Raw genomic sequence first — 15,819 nt, 5'->3', positions numbered from 1 at the left:
GAACCTTAAAGATGCAATACTTGCCACAACTCGCATTCGTAATAATTCTAGCGGTAGCTTCATGGCTCCTCTACAAGCGAATAACTCAGATTAGAAAGAATATTTTCCTTGGAAAAAGTGAAGACCGAAACGACAATAAGCCTGAACGCTGGAAGACCATGTGGCTTGTAGCCTTCGGTCAGAAAAAGATGTTCAAGAGAATAATTCCGGCCTTTCTTCACTTATTGATCTATGTTGGTTTCTTAGTAATCAACTTAGAAGTACTAGAGTTTGTAATTGACGGTTTGGCAGGCACTCACAGAATCTTCGCTCCTATATTGGGAGATTTCTACACAGTGCTGATCAACGTGTTTGAGTTCCTAACCGTTGGCGTACTCTTTTCCTGCGTAGTATTCCTTATCAGAAGAAACGTTTTAAAAGTTAAGCGATTCCATGCTGCTGAAATGAAGAAATGGCCAACACTAGATGCCAACCTTATTCTAGTGATTGAAATAGTACTTATGTGCGCTATTCTTACCATGAATGCTACAGACATGCTCATTCAAGGAAACGATGAGCACTATGCACAAACTGGTAAGTTTTTCTTCAGTTCATTCCTTACTCCCTTGTTTGAAGGCATGAGCACTTCAACGCTTATCGCTATTGAAAGATCAGCTTGGTGGTTTCACATTGTAGGTATTTTGGCCTTTGCGGTTTATGTAACTTACTCTAAGCACTTACATATCGGAATGGCTTTCCCTAATACATGGTACTCTAACCTCAAAGCAAAAGGCCACATGGAGAATATGCCAGTAGTGACTAACGAGGTAAAAATGATGCTTGGTATGCCTGTTGAAGGAGCTGAAAACCCTCCTGCAGAAGTAGGTAGGTTTGGAGCAAAAGATGTAAACGACTTAAGCTGGGTAAACATTATGAACGCCTACTCTTGTACAGAGTGTGGCCGATGTACCTCTGAGTGCCCAGCTAACCAAACAGGCAAAAAGCTTTCTCCTAGAAAAATAATGATGGATACGAGAGATCGTGCCGAAGAAGTAGGAGCGAGCATTGCCAAAGGCGGAAAAGGACTAGAAGATGGAAAATCTCTTTTGGGTGATTACATTACCAAAGAAGAAATTAATGCCTGTACAAGCTGTAATGCTTGTGTAGAAGCATGCCCAGTAAACATAGATCCGCTTTCAATCATTTTACAAATGAGAAGATACACGGCCATGGAAGAGTCTAGCTCTCCTGCCAGCTGGAATAGCATGTTCCAAAACGTGGAGACTAATTTTGCCCCTTGGAAATTTGCTCCTACCGATAGATTTAAGTGGGCTGATGAATTAAAAAACGCAGAAAAGTAAGAAGATGAGTACTATGAATACAAGTGTTCCGACTATGGCCGAAATGGCCGCAAAAGGCGAAAGCCCAGAAGTTCTTTTTTGGGTAGGCTGTGCGGGTTCTTTCGATGACAGATATAAAAAGGTAACTATTGCCTTCATTAAAATTCTTGAAAAAGTAGGCATCTCTTATGCTGTTTTGGGCGAAGAAGAAACCTGCACTGGCGACCCTGCAAGAAGAGCTGGAAACGAATTCCTTTTTCAAATGCAGGCAATGGCCAACATTCAGGTGCTCGATGGCTACGGTGTGAAGAAGATTGTAACGGCTTGTCCACACTGCTTCAACACGCTTAAGAATGAATATCCAGACCTAGGTGGAAACTATGAGGTTATTCACCACTCTACCTTTCTTCAACAATTGATTAATGAAGGCAAAGTGAAAATGAAAGGTGGTGGCGAGTTCAAAGGCAAGAAAATTACTTATCACGACTCATGCTACTTAGGTAGAGCCAATAACATTTATGAAGCCCCTAGAGAAGTACTTCAGGCTTTAGATGCTGAGTTAGTTGAAATGAAAAGGTGCCGCACCAAGGGTCTTTGCTGTGGTGCAGGTGGCGCACAAATGTTCAAAGATGCTGAACCAGGTAATAAGGAAGTAAACATTGAGCGTACTGAAGATGCATTAGCTACAGGTGCTAATATTATTGCGGCAGCCTGCCCTTTCTGTATGACCATGATGCGCGATGGTGTGAAAAATAAAGAGAAAGAAGATTCTGTAGAAGTAATGGACTTGGCAGAATTAATTGCAAAGAACGAAGGGCTTTAAGCCTGAGTTAAATGGAAATAAGGCTGTTTCAATTGCTATTATTGTCGTCATTCCCAGCTTGACTGGGAATCTCCCCCATATATCGGAACGGAGTCTAGAATAACATTAGCTTTTGAGGCAGCCTTATTCTTTTACAAAGTCATAAATACTCCCAGCGAATAACCTGGACTGGCCAACACCCTCTTGGCCGAAAGAGCCCCTCCGATTGAAGCTGAAATGCCTAGGTTTTCCTTGATGAAGTAATTCACTTCAGGGGTGAAACTTAGATATTCAATATTATTGGAGAATATTCCATTGGAAGGCGTCTCAAAGTCGCTCCCATTATTCAATGAGTTCACACTGTAGAACTTAATGCCTCCACTCCACTTTTTGCCAAACTTATGGCCAATCTCCAACCCCCACCTGAATTCATCGCTGAAGTTATTGCTACGGTTGTTATAGCCTACCAGAGTATTAATCCAGCCTTTTCCATCATTAATACCTCTACTGGCTTCAAGAGCAATCATAGTGTTGAACTCGCCATCACCAGTTTGCAGGACTCCTGTTTCACCTCCTTGATCGTTTCCAAAAGGCAATCCGAAAGTTAGCGTGGCACTCACAACAATTGGCTTGTTGGTTATCAGCCCATATTTGAATGAAATATCTGTGTCACCAAAAGAGTTTACGGCATCTCCCTGAGCCAATACATTGCCATTTCTATCTACTTGCTCGTTTAGCGTTGCCCTAGAAAAGAACGGCACATAGGCGATTACTCCGAACCGGTCGGTGATTCCATATTCTCCATACAGACTAGTAATGTAAATACCTGCAGTTGCTATGTCTATTACGTCTCCACTGGGAGCAAAATATCCATTAGACCTGATGAAGTACTCGCTAAGCTTGAAATAGCCTTTTCCTTTGGGAATAGGCCAGCCACCACCAGCCCAGGTCATCTGCGTAGTTAGTAGCAATAGAATTATGATTGTAGATTTCTTCATGGTCTTAATTGTCAAATCGTCCTCGGCCAAATAGCACTCCAAATGGCTTACACCAAACCAAAACGTAATCGTAAGTATTCAAACCAGCATTAGCCAAGCTGATTGGGTACACTTGCTCTCCACGGCTAGCTTGAATAGCACCTACTTCCAACGCACCTGTAACGCTATTTGGACTGTTAGACAGGAAAATGAATAAACCCAGACCTGTACTTGCCTGAAAATTAGACTCGAAAGTGAGTAGCAATTGTCCGTTCTCTTCTGAAAGATTAAAGTCTCCATTCACCGAGTAATTATTCGCCCCCATGAAACTGCCAGTTCTTGCTGTCATTTCCACGGTTTGATCACTAGCGGATATGGTAACCATATCTTCTGCACCTAAATACTCTGCAGTAATTGTAGCTTCACCCAACATATGAGCCTCTGCTAAACCTTCGGCACTAATGGAAATGACACCCTCATTGCTAGAAGACCAATTAACGGTAGCCATCTCTTCTTCACCCATATTATTAAAGTAATCGGCCATGAACTGATAAGACTCTCCTACTGCCAGACTAGTAAGCCTAGTGTCTATGGCCAGCCTCTCATCTACTAGCTCCACATCTACTACATCTGTACCTATACAGCTTGAAATAGATAAAAGCATGAACCCCAAAAGGCCATGCTTTATCCTTGTATTTTCAAAACTTTTCATAGTCTCTAGTTTCTAGAAGCCGTGCCTGTTGGTACTCCAGCACTATTGAAAGAAAAGCTATGAGTAGCCGGAGCCGTGGCGGCATCTGTAGGTACTACTGCCGTTAGTGGCTTCAAGAGAAAAGGCGCCTCAGTATTATCGGGCACTGGTTCTACTGAAATAACAACAGTTCTACCCCTTACATCTAGTGGAAATGTCTCGCCTGCAGGGGCGTTGTTGAAAAAGTCTTCTCCAGGAATTGGCGGACCTACATTGTTTTCGGTACCACTGTAAACATTACTATCATCTTGTGTGTCAAACTCGGTAAATGTTCCTGTAGATATAGGCCCAGCGTCTCCAATAACCCAACCTTCATAGGCCCAACCCACGGGTAAGGTAGGCAGATTAAGCCCTGCCGTAGGCGGTGCCCCTGGAGTTCCAAACCAAACCCCGTTCTCATCATTGCCATTATTACCGTTCGTTTCGTCTGTTGGTGTTCTCAAAAAGAGCATCCCACTAGCATTATCAAAACTACCAAGGGCTGGAGCAACTCCGGTAGACAAGTTGGCTGAAGTTGCGCTAAAATCTCCCGCGAGTAATTTCTGGTCGGAAGGAGCTGGGTCATTATCTGGCACAGGTTCAACAGTAAGAACAAACTTTGTAGCTGCTGCCAGATCTTCAGCGTTTACATTAAAGCTGGTTTCTGACATCTCTCCACTAGCATTTACGGTAAATACTCCAGTGCTTACAGGTGCACCATCCACAATTACCCAGCCTTCATAAGCTGCACTACTTCCTAAATCTTCTAACCCTTGAATAGAGAGCGTTAGGTTAGAGCTAGCCGAAGCATCATCATCATTACAGCCCACCACCAAAAGCAGCAGGGCAGGCAAGAAATAAAATAAGGTCTTTTTCATCAGAGTTTTGTTTTGTTGATATTTGATTGGAGTAGTCTAACGGAGCTAATGGAATTATCGTCCAATTGAATTGGTTACAAATGACAACCGAACGACATTTGGAGAGTTATTTCAACAGAACACCCTAATTATGAGAGCAATATTTGACGAATTGAGTGATAAATCGCGCATCTGGATTTTTCAATCTAGCCAATCATTAATTGGAAAAGCTGAACAAATAACGCAGGAAGCTGACGCTTTTTTACAGCAATGGGCCGCCCATGGTTCTCAGCTAAAAGCCTCTTGTCATGTGGCTTATAATCACTTTCTCATTATAGCCATTGATGAAGATTTTAATATGGCTAGTGGTTGTTCCATAGACAGCATGACACGTTTTGTACAAGAGTTAGCTAAAAAACATGATGTTGAATTATTCGACAGAACCAAGCTGGCCTTCAACAAGGAAGGTGAAATAGTGTTAGTAGAAATGAATAAGATGAAAACACTGGTAGCGGAAGGCTTCTTTACTAGTGAAACACTCTTCTTCAATAATAATATTCAGACCAAGGCTCAACTCAATTCTGAATGGCTCGTAAAGCCAGAGGAAAGTTGGTTAAATAGATACTTTGCTGTGGCAAAAAGCGTATAATAAGAAGGCTTTCAAAAAAATTGGCATAATTTACAATCCATGAGGAAAAACGGTTTTGTCTTAATGCTCATTAGCTTATGGCTTATCAGTGCCTGTAGCTCCAAGCAGAACTTTTTAGGCGTTCAAGAAGAACCAAAGAATGTCAACAGACCATCTAACCCTTCTCTTGGGGCACCACAAAATGCGGCAGACGTGCTCTCGAAAGAAATTGAGGAAACTACCCCAAAAGAACTGAAGGCATATGCCGAAGACCAGAACTACACTCAGGCTATTCAAGAGTTTAAAGAACTACTGGCCGAAAACCCTAATTCCCCTGAAATAAACTACTACACGGCCGAATCTTACAGAAAACTGGGAGACCTTAGGTCTTCAGCCCCTTATTATGAAAAAGCCTTAGCCGCTGGGTACAACAGTGAAGAACTAGAGTTGAATTACGCCAAAGCCCTTAAAGCAGAAGAAAAATACAATGAAGCCAAAGAAGTGCTTAGCAATTACCTAGGCATGGCATCGCTAGAAATTTATAAGGAAAGAGCAGAACGGGAACTGGCTAATCTGGAAAAGCTAGATAGTATTAGCCTAAATGTGAGAAACCTTGACTTAAAGCCGCTAGAAAGCATCAATTCTGAACAGTCTGAATACAGCCCATTCTTCTTCAACAACAAATTATACTTCGTTAGCACACGAGAAGAAACCACGTTCGACAGATACGATGTGCCCTTCAGCGACATATATAGTGTAGATTTGAACGGATTAGAGCCAGATGAAAACTCTATTACCAAGCTTCCTGAGCTTTTCAATACTGCCAATGTAAATGAAGGCTCAATTGCCTTTTCTCCAGATGGTAATACAGTTGTTTTCGCCAAAGGAAACCCTGAAGGCAAAAAGGCCAGAAGGAGTGTAGACCTTTATTTTGCTACCAAACGCAATGGAGAATGGTCTATCCCTCAAATAATGCCAATCAATAATCCATCGGCTTGGGATACCTCTCCCACTTTTAACCAAGCGGGAATTACTATCTATTTTGCTTCCGACAGGCCAGGTGGTTACGGAGGTTCAGATATTTACAGAGCTACCTTAAATGAAAGAGGGCGCTGGGCAGATGTAACCAACATGGGGCCTCAAATCAATACAGCAGAAGATGAGGTTTTTCCTTACGTTTCGCCAGATAACAAGCTTTATTTTGCATCAAACGGTCACGCAGGTTTTGGAATGCTAGATCTATTTGAAGCGGTAAACAGCGGTGGAGTAGTTACTGTCAAAAACCTTGGTCCTTCGTTCAATTCAAGTTCCGATGATTTTGGCTTGGTCTATAGCGACTTTCCCTTTGAGGGCTTCTTTAGCTCTAACCGACCTGGAGGCTCGGGCGGAGATGACCTCTATTCGTTTATAGACAACTCAGCAGATCTCAAAAAAATCACCTATACCTTAAAAGGAACAACTTATAAAATTGAAGAAGACAGTTCGCAAACCATACTTGGTGAAGTAAGGGTAAAGCTGCTCGACTCCAATGAGCAACTAGTCGATGATGTATTGAGCAGTAGAGGAGGCTCATATAGTTTCCCTATAGAACCAGAAAAAGATTATTTCCTCATTGCTGAAAAGCAAGATTTCTTCACTACCAGAAAAATATTCTCAACTATTGGAGAAGGCATTCCACAGGAAGACTTAGTAGAAAGGTTTACCGAAAAAGTTTTCACTGAAGACATGGCTTTGGAGCCAATTATTTTAGAAAAAGCCATTGTAGTACCCAATATCTATTACGATTTAGATAAAGCTGAAATTAGACCAGATGCGGCAGTTGAGCTAGACAAGTTGGTTCAGTTATTAAAAGATAATCCGAACATTAGCATAGAACTGAGCTCACACACAGATGCTCGGGCTCCAGACGATTATAACCTCAATCTTTCTCAAAGAAGGGCTCAGGCAGCTGTAGACTACATAGCTTCTCAGGGCATTGAAAGAGACAGGCTTATTGCCAAAGGCTATGGAGAGACACAATTGATTAATGGTTGTACCAACGAACGAGTAGACGAATGCTCTGAAGAACAACATCAGCAAAACAGAAGAACCGAATTCAAGGTTACAGAATATAACAAGAACTAATACCAAGTTCTGAAGTAATCAACCCTAGAAAGCCTTCCTTTAAGAAGGCTTTCTTATTTTTGCCGAATAATCATTTCAATATGAGCGATCGGTATATGCAAAGAGGCGTTTCTGCCTCAAAAGAAGATGTTCACAATGCAATCAAAAACTTAGATAAAGGCATTTTCCCTAATGCATTTTGTAAAGTTGTTCCAGACTTAATTGCTGGCGACCCTGAGTTTTGCAACATTATGCATGCCGATGGTGCTGGCACAAAGTCCTCTTTGGCCTATTTATATTGGAAAGAAACTGGAGACCTCAGTGTTTGGAAGGGCATAGCACAAGATGCCATTATTATGAATATTGATGACCTTCTTTGTGTTGGAGCTACTCAGAATATTCTGCTTTCATCTACCATTGGTAGAAATAAAAACCTGATTCCAGGAGAGGTTATTTCTGCTATTATCAATGGTACAGAAGAGGTTCTTCAAATGCTGAGAGATAATGGAGTGAACATTATCAGCACTGGTGGAGAAACTGCAGATGTTGGTGATTTAGTTAGAACCATTATTGTAGATAGTACAGTAACTGCCCGCATGAAGCGAGAAGAGGTTATAACCAATGAAAAAATTAAGCCTGGCCAGGTAATAGTTGGTTTAGCTTCTTATGGCCAAGCTTCATATGAAGATGAATACAATGGAGGCATGGGTTCAAACGGATTAACCTCTGCAAGGCACGATGTTTTCCATCACTCCATTGCAGAGAAATACCCTGAAAGTTTCGACCCGTCTGTTCCGAAAGACTTGGTATACTCCGGAAGTAAAAAACTTACCGATTCTGTTGAAGGTTCTCCACTCGATGCAGGAAAATTAGTACTCTCCCCTACTCGTACTTATGCCCCAATTATTGTTGAAATACTCAAGCAGTTCCGCAATCAAATTGGAGGTATGATTCACTGCAGTGGTGGTGCCCAAACCAAAGTACTTCACTTCGTAAATGATGTTCACATTGTAAAAGATAATCTATTTGATATCCCTCCACTTTTCAAGTTGATTCAACAAGAGAGCGGTACAGATTGGAAAGAAATGTATAAAGTTTTCAACATGGGCCACAGAATGGAAATCTACATTGACGAAAAGTACGCTAACGACATTATTTCCATTAGTAAAAGTTTCAATGTAGATGCAAAAATCATAGGAAGGGTAGAAAAATTAGAAGAAACCAAGCTCACGATTGAATCTTCGGTTGGTAAGCATCTATATTAACAAGTAGAAAATAGTCTAAAACGCGATTACTTGTATTTAAACACCTTGTTTAGCATCTTTGAGTGCCTCAGCTAATAAGAATTTTTTAGTTGACCACCTAAACAATTAACAGTGCTACTCGAAGTGTCCAGGAAGTACCTAGTACTACTATGTACAATTGTCTCATTCCTGCTTCTAGAAAATACCGCTTTGGGGCAAACCCCTATAGCTTCGGCTACCTTCAATAATGTTAGTGCGGGCCTTACAACTACAAGTTATGTAGCTACTTCTCCATCAGATGCCAGTGGGGGAATTTCATCTAATACCAGCTACACTGTTAACTACGGACAAACCCGAAACCAATTCATAACCAGCTATACTTTAGGCGCTACTGTTTATGACAATTTCGTTTTACCTGATACCCTAATTATTCAAAGAATAGATGCTGGCCGACAGTTAATCATCTTCTATGAATATGGCAGTACGGATACAGGGCCTAATCCCGATGAAATTAATATTCAACCAGAACAGCAAGATAATGAAGAGGCCTTATACATAAGCGGGCTTTCTAATGCTGGTTATGACAATATTTTGGTGAATGATGCCACCAACTTTGCCAATGTGGAGCGAGTAGATGTTATCTACTTTTCTGGAGTTGTAACGTCTACGCCTGCCAATGCAGTATTTCCAATTGTTGAACGGGGCGGAAATGACGACATACGAGTAGCCGCCATTAAAAGCTTAGACGCTAGTGGCAATCCTGATGAATATTACCCGACAGTTGTCAGAATTAGAGACAACGATGGCGACTGGGGTAGCCTTGGTCAAAATCATACTTCTATTGTTATGAGGCGGCAAGATGCTACTTCAAACCCATTACCTCAGACAATTTTGGGCAGCCAGGTTTTAAATGGAACCGCTGTTAACTTTACAGAATTTGGGGTAGCCGCAGACGAGATAGTTTATGGATATTCCATTTTTGCCGATGATGTAACCGCCACGGGTAGTGACTTGGTAGACTTTTCGGACGACTCTAACTATCCAAGAAATACAGGCTCAGGGTCTGGCCTAGACTTGATTGCTGGAATATCTACTGCAGTTGCTAGTGATGACAATCTCAGAAAAGCAACCGGCCCTGGTGGCTACAAAGCCTCCTTAAATACATGGCTTAAAGCAAATGTTGGAGTTACTACCGCCACAGACAATAGTACTGTTACCGATTGGCAAGATCAGTTTCTTGGCGACCATGATGCTACAACCTTAACAACATCCCCAAGATACAGAGACGGCTCAGCCAGCGCCTTAGAAGATATTAATTTCAACCCGACTATAGACTTTCTTTCAGCTACCGAAACGGGCTTGCAAATTGCGAATAATTCAGATTTTAACACTGCCACCTCTTACTCGAAAAAAAGTATCAATATCGCCTTCAGAACTGGAGACGATGTAAATACTAAGCAGCAAATCTATGAGCAAGGTGGTGCTACTAGAGGGCTAAATGTTTATGTAAGAAATGGTAACGTATATGTTGGTGCTTGGAATGAAGCTTCCGATGGAGCTGGCTCTCCTTGGACTTTCAATGCCATTTCCTCTAGTGTTTCAACCGACACCGAATATATCATTTCTGTAGAGCTAGATGGAAATAGCAGTTCTACAGGTCAAATGAGGGCATACCTCAACGGCTTATCAATTGGCACCATCTCTAACGTAGGTTTACTCTACACACACAACGACAATATTGGAATTGGTGATGCCGCTGGCAGCTCACTTTATGACGATGGAACCGCAATTGCAGCCTCATTTTATGGCAGTATTCCTGAAATCATTTACTGTAATGAACCCGCTGGTTTTAGTAGCAGTCAACGAAACAGAATCGAAAGCTACTTGGCTATCAAATATGGCATAACACTCAACCAAAGTACTCCAGTAAACTATGTAAACTCCGCAGGCGTTACCATTTTCAACACCACCATTAGTGCTGCCTCTGGTGGCTTCTTAGAGTACAATAATGACATTGCCGGAATAGGTAGAGACGATGATTCTGAGTTTATTCAACTTTCATCTCAAAGCGAAAATAATGGCAGCATCGTTCAGGTAGATAGAAACAGCTCAATTGGTACTGACGACACATGGTTAATTTGGGGCAATGACGCAGGTAGTTTAACTCCAAGCAGAGTAGCCACAAAACCAGATGTGATTAACGAAAGGCTAGAAAGAGTATGGCGTGTGGCCGAAGAAAACTCCACGGGCGTTACGGATATCTCTTTCGACCTAACGGGGCTCGGATTAGGGACTAACCCAGACGACTTTTCTTTGTTGGTTGCCGGAGCCTCATCTGGAGCAGACTTTTCTAGTGCCACTGTTCTTACTAGTGGAACTTTTAATGGAGATGTTATAACCTTCCAAGACGTGAACCTCTCCGATTTACAATACTTTACCCTAGGAACTCAGTTCTTTATTTGTACCCCTGGAAACGTTCAAGATGGGCTATCACTATGGCTCAAGGCCGATGCTGAAACCTACAACACTGGTACCACAAGCGCTACCGATGGACAAACCGTAGAAACTTGGGGAGACCAAAGTAGAAACGATTACGATGCAGTTGAAGATGTGAACAGAAACCCTACTTGGGTAGAAAACTCTTTGAACTTTAACCCAGGCTTAAATTGGAATGCTGGTACCAACGAGATTGGCTTTAACCTAGGCGCTAATTACATTTTCGCCCCAGCAGCAACAGGCGGAGCACACATATTTGCAACTGTTGAACCAGAAGCCACACTTACCGGAGGTGATAGAAATAACAAATGGGTAGTCAATTTTGGAAACAACAACAACAGCGCCTACGGTGTCGCTGCTTATGGAGATAGAGGTAACATAGTGGCCGATGGTAAAAATAACTTCAACATCTCTCCTACTTCTAGTGCTTTTGTTATTGAAGGAGACATAAACACCAACTCGGGCACAGCAGATACTAAAACTTACTTAGTTGATGGATATCAAGCAAACTCTTCCACAGGAGTAGATATTGATATTGACGACTCTGGGATTGGTGAAGCAACAACTCATGGAAGTAACCAAGGACCTGTATCTATTGGCCGACAATCAGAAACAAACGGCATTGACAACAACACTGGCAGAAGGTTCTTTGGCGACATGCAAGAAGTGATTATCTACAATGAAGACATCACTCCAATAGACGCTCAGAAGATTAGGAGCTACCTAGCCATTAAGTATGGAACTACACTTACCAATGACAATGATGCCGATGCCACAACCAACGAAACCATCTCGGGTGCCATTCAAGAAGGTGATTACGTAGCATCGGATGGTAGCACTATCACTTTTGATTATAGTGATGACACAGGATTTACCAACAACATAGCCGGAATAGGCAGAGATGATGACACTTGCCTGGAGCAAAAACAATCGAGATCTAGCAACGCAGGTACTATTTTAACCATTGGCTTGGGAGAAATAGCTTCTACCAATGCCGCAAACTCCAACTCTTTTGAAGATGATTTAGACTTCTTCACTTGGGGAACTGATGGAGCTAGCACAGACAACGCAACCAGAACTACAAACGGAACACCGGGAACAGTTACTGAAAGAATGCTTAGAATTTGGAGGGCTCAAGATACTGGCGATGTAGGTTCAACAGACATTTCCTTTGACCTTACTGGCTTGGGGTATAGCACTAATGCTGCCGATTTTCAGCTCATTGTAGCTAATGGAGGTGATAACACATCACTCGAAAATGGTAGCACCTTCACTGGAGCAACCTTTGATGGTAGCACGCTCACCTTTAGCGATATCGATCTTGCCGATGGGCAATACTTTACCCTTGGAGTAGCAAGAGATTTATGTGCCCCAGGGGGAGTTACTCCTAGCATGGTGCTATGGTTGAGACCTGATTTAGGCACCTCAACCACCACCGATGCGACTGCACTAAACACTTGGACAGATCAATCAACTGCTGGCAATGATGCAACTCAAGATGGCAATGCCCCACAATTCCGAAACAATACTACCGACAATATCAACTTCCAACCTACAGTAGCTTTTGATGGCACAGACGATAGACTTTCTTTGGGCGATTTAAGTGAAATTAAGTCCACAAGTGGAACAGGAAGATACAGCATGTTCGCCATTGGCTTACGAAATGATGGGACTACTAACTATGCTTTAGGCTCTACTGGAGGTACCACTAATCAAGATTTACATTTCGGCTATAGAAGCAGCACGGTAGCTACAATTGCACACTGGGGTAACGATATGGATGTTACAGTAAACGCTTTCGATAGCCCAAGCTCTCCATATTTACTTTTCGCAGATTATGATGGAACTGGCAGAACCATTGAAGAACTGCGTTCAGATGATTTCAATAGAAACACAGACGCCAACACTACCGATCTTTCAGGAACGCAAACCAACTACATCGGAGACTTAGCCAGCGTAGGTAACTACAACGGAGCAATTAGCGAAGTATTAGTATACAATAGCTCGCTTACCGATTTAGAAAAGCTTAGAATCTACTCCTACTTTTCTATCAAATACGGATTGACCCTGCCTCAAGATAACGATGGAGATGCTACCACTAACGAAACTATTTCTGGTGTAGTAGCCGAAGGAGATTTAGTAGACTCTGATGGAAATATCATTTGGGATGAGTCTAACGGAAATGCAACTTATCATAACGGAATGGCAGGAATAGGTAGAGATGATGCCGCTTGTCTCAACCAAAAGCAAAGTACGAGTTCAACAGACGGAAGCATCTTGACTATAGGGCTAGGCTCTGTGGAAACTGACAATGCTTCAAACTCAGATATTCACGGCAATCAAGAATTTCTCATTTGGGGGCACGATGACGCTACAACAGCACAAGCAACTGCAGAAACAGTAGATGTGCCAGTTACTATATCTGAGAGAATGGAAAGAGTTTGGCGTGTGGAAGACACCGGTAATGTTGGAGAAACCGAAATTCAATTCGATTTAGCAGGGCTTGGTTATGGAACCAATGCGGAAGACTTTAGATTAATGGTGGCTTCTAGTGGTTCTGGCGGTACAATGGCTGGAGCTACACTAATAGATGGCGCAACCTTCAATGGCACAACACTCAGCTTCTCTGGAATAGACTTAGCTGATGGCGAATACTTTACCTTAGGCGTAGTTGCCCAATGTGGTCCTGGCGGAGTGAACACAAACTTAGCACTTTGGCTAAAAGGAAATGAAGAGGTTTTCTCGGATGCAGGTACAACATTGGCCACCGATGGTGATGACGCCTCACAGTGGAATGATCAGACTACATTTGGTAGAAATGCCTCAGAAACTAATGGCGGAGGTGGTGCAATTGTTGAACCAGTTTACAATACCGATGTAATAAACTATAACCCAGCACTCTTCATCTCTGACCAAAACACCACTAACAATTCTTATTTTAGAACAGGAGCCTCCACAAATACGGTCGATGGTAATATGTCTTTAGTTGCAGTGTTTACTACCACTCAACTTCAAGGTACTAACAACCAGATTGACAATACCCCATCATTGATTGGTGCGGAAGACAACACCGCTTCAGACGACTATGGCTTAGGCGTTTACAGAGGAGAAGTGGTATTCAATGCAGCCAATACCAATACTTTCACTGCAAGGAGTAATACCACCTATAATAACGGGGAGCCATACATTGCTACAGGAACTAGAGTGCAAGCCGCTTCTGGAGCAGTAGAACTTTATGTAAACTCATTGAACGTGGGTAGTGGAACTTCGGACAACGTTGCGCTAGATGAACCAGACCGATGGGCTATTGGTAATCAAAAAGACTATGACAATGAAGCACAATTTCAGGGCAACATAGCTGAAGTAATTGTTTTCTCTGAAGTACTAACCAACCAAGAATTAGCTCAGGTTGAAACCTACCTTGCACTGAAATATGGCATTACCAGAACTAATGACAATGATAATGACGCTACCACCAATGAGCTCATTACAGGAGCCATTAGAGAGGGCGACTATGTTGCCGCAGACGGTGGTATTATTTGGGATTATTCAGCCAGAGGAGCTACCTACTTCAACGATATAGCTGGAATCGGAAGAGACGACCTATCTTGCCTTAACCAAACGCACTCAAAAAGCGAAAACAATGATGCCATTGTAGACATTAGCATAGATTCTTTTCTAAATGACGACTCTTTCTTGATTTGGGGTAATGATGACGCAGCTATTGAAGCACCGAATAATAGCGAAAGACCAAGTGGAATTAACAGTAGGTTAAACAGAGAATGGCAAGCCCAAGAAACAGGTACTGTTGGAGAAGTATCTGTAACCTTTAACCTTGATGATATTACAGGCACTCCATTGGGGGACAATAATTTAACCTTAGTTAGGCTAATGGTCGATGAAGACGGAGACTTTTCAGATGCCAATACCTTAATATCTCCTACTTCAATAGATGCAGTAAACAATACTGTAACTTTCACCCATAATTTTACTGGAGCCACAGGCTTTTACTTCACCCTTGGTTCTGAAGAAGTAGATGCCCTACCCATTGAATTACTAAGCTTTGAAGCAAGGCACCTAAATGGAGAAGTTGTTCTCACTTGGGTTACAAGTTCTGAAATAAACAATGCTACGTTCAGTATTGAAAGAAGTGTTGGAGGAACTGACTTTACTGAAATTGGAGAGTTAAATGGCTCGGGTACAACTAACGAAACACAGCGATATTCATTTACTGACGCAGAAGTAACTTCAGGAAAATACTATTACCGAATCAAACAAACAGACTTCAGCGGTTCGGCTAGTTACTCTCATATTCAAGGAGTTGCAGTGGAAAAATCTAACCAATTTGACGTTAACATTTACCCTAACCCCAACACAACAGGTATTTTAAACTATGAGATTTCAGTTCCTGTCGAGCTTAACCAACAAATAGTGCTTATGTTAATAGACAGAGAAGGACGCTTAGTAATTCAAAAAAATCTCGCTTCTGAAATGAAGAGTACATTGAATCTAGACGGTATTTCTTCTGGAGTTTACTTTTTACGCTTAGCCTCAGGTAATTACAGCACAACTAAGAAACTAATTATTCAATAAGGGATTTACCTAATTGTTATCATTTAGCGAAAAGCCAAAAAATATATTTCCACCTGTGGATATATATTTA

The 15,819-nt window shown here is 41.9% G+C and carries 9 protein-coding genes; 6 read left to right on the top strand and 3 right to left on the bottom strand.

Annotated features, from left to right (window positions below):
* Nucleotides 1-11: 11 nt before the first annotated feature.
* On the top strand, nucleotides 12-1,340 hold the full coding sequence (locus tag T7867_RS07025) for a 4Fe-4S dicluster domain-containing protein (RefSeq protein WP_068217217.1): 1,329 nt from the start codon (nucleotides 12-14) through the stop codon (nucleotides 1,338-1,340).
* A gap of 13 nt (nucleotides 1,341-1,353) precedes the next feature.
* The gene (locus T7867_RS07020; RefSeq protein WP_407691169.1) at nucleotides 1,354-2,142 is read left to right on the top strand and encodes a (Fe-S)-binding protein; all 789 of its coding nucleotides are present in this window, start codon (nucleotides 1,354-1,356) and stop codon (nucleotides 2,140-2,142) included.
* Nucleotides 2,143-2,273: 131 nt separating this feature from the next.
* Here the strand turns inward: T7867_RS07020 and T7867_RS07015 are convergent, their stop codons facing one another.
* The 3 genes from T7867_RS07015 to T7867_RS07005 are packed head-to-tail and all read right to left on the bottom strand — an operon-like array spanning nucleotide 2,274 to nucleotide 4,706.
* Nucleotides 2,274-3,119, bottom strand: coding sequence for a hypothetical protein (locus T7867_RS07015; protein WP_322300019.1), 846 nt, complete (start codon nucleotides 3,117-3,119; stop codon nucleotides 2,274-2,276).
* Nucleotides 3,120-3,123: 4 nt separating this feature from the next.
* Nucleotides 3,124-3,810, bottom strand: a complete 687-nt coding sequence (locus T7867_RS07010) for a DM13 domain-containing protein (protein ID WP_322300018.1) — start codon at nucleotides 3,808-3,810, stop codon at nucleotides 3,124-3,126.
* Nucleotides 3,811-3,815: 5 nt separating this feature from the next.
* Entirely contained in the window at nucleotides 3,816-4,706 is an 891-nt protein-coding gene (locus T7867_RS07005; RefSeq protein WP_322300017.1) for an anti-sigma factor, read from the bottom strand.
* A gap of 130 nt (nucleotides 4,707-4,836) precedes the next feature.
* Between T7867_RS07005 and T7867_RS07000 the strand changes: the two genes are divergently transcribed.
* The 4 genes from T7867_RS07000 to T7867_RS06985 all read left to right on the top strand — a co-directional run bounded on the left by T7867_RS07000 (nucleotide 4,837) and on the right by T7867_RS06985 (nucleotide 15,749).
* A complete protein-coding gene (locus tag T7867_RS07000) occupies nucleotides 4,837-5,334 on the top strand; it encodes a hypothetical protein (RefSeq protein ID WP_322300016.1) in 498 nt (165 codons plus the stop codon).
* A gap of 39 nt (nucleotides 5,335-5,373) precedes the next feature.
* On the top strand, nucleotides 5,374-7,437 hold the full coding sequence (locus T7867_RS06995) for an OmpA family protein (protein WP_322300015.1): 2,064 nt from the start codon (nucleotides 5,374-5,376) through the stop codon (nucleotides 7,435-7,437).
* Between the two features lie 80 nt (nucleotides 7,438-7,517).
* On the top strand, nucleotides 7,518-8,681 hold the full coding sequence (locus T7867_RS06990) for an AIR synthase related protein (protein ID WP_322300014.1): 1,164 nt from the start codon (nucleotides 7,518-7,520) through the stop codon (nucleotides 8,679-8,681).
* 111 nt (nucleotides 8,682-8,792) lie between these two features.
* Nucleotides 8,793-15,749, top strand: a complete 6,957-nt coding sequence (locus T7867_RS06985) for a T9SS type A sorting domain-containing protein (RefSeq protein ID WP_322300013.1) — start codon at nucleotides 8,793-8,795, stop codon at nucleotides 15,747-15,749.
* The last annotated feature ends 70 nt before the right edge of the window (nucleotides 15,750-15,819 follow it).

Source organism: Roseivirga spongicola, from assembly GCF_034376045.1.
GTDB lineage: Bacteria > Bacteroidota > Bacteroidia > Cytophagales > Cyclobacteriaceae > Roseivirga > Roseivirga spongicola.
This window is presented reverse-complemented; position numbering and strand designations above follow the sequence as displayed.

What these genes read in the sequence shown, in the direction of transcription:
- T7867_RS07020 (WP_407691169.1), top strand. Translation starts at nt 1,354, where the DNA reads ATGAATACAAGTGTTCCGACTATGGCCGAAATGGCCGCAAAAGGCGAA.
- T7867_RS06995 (WP_322300015.1), top strand. Translation starts at nt 5,374, where the DNA reads ATGAGGAAAAACGGTTTTGTCTTAATGCTCATTAGCTTATGGCTTATC.
- T7867_RS07005 (WP_322300017.1), bottom strand. Translation starts at nt 4,706, where the DNA reads ATGAAAAAGACCTTATTTTATTTCTTGCCTGCCCTGCTGCTTTTGGTG.
- T7867_RS07000 (WP_322300016.1), top strand. Translation starts at nt 4,837, where the DNA reads ATGAGAGCAATATTTGACGAATTGAGTGATAAATCGCGCATCTGGATT.
- T7867_RS07025 (WP_068217217.1), top strand. Translation starts at nt 12, where the DNA reads ATGCAATACTTGCCACAACTCGCATTCGTAATAATTCTAGCGGTAGCT.
- T7867_RS06990 (WP_322300014.1), top strand. Translation starts at nt 7,518, where the DNA reads ATGAGCGATCGGTATATGCAAAGAGGCGTTTCTGCCTCAAAAGAAGAT.
- T7867_RS07015 (WP_322300019.1), bottom strand. Translation starts at nt 3,119, where the DNA reads ATGAAGAAATCTACAATCATAATTCTATTGCTACTAACTACGCAGATG.
- T7867_RS07010 (WP_322300018.1), bottom strand. Translation starts at nt 3,810, where the DNA reads ATGAAAAGTTTTGAAAATACAAGGATAAAGCATGGCCTTTTGGGGTTC.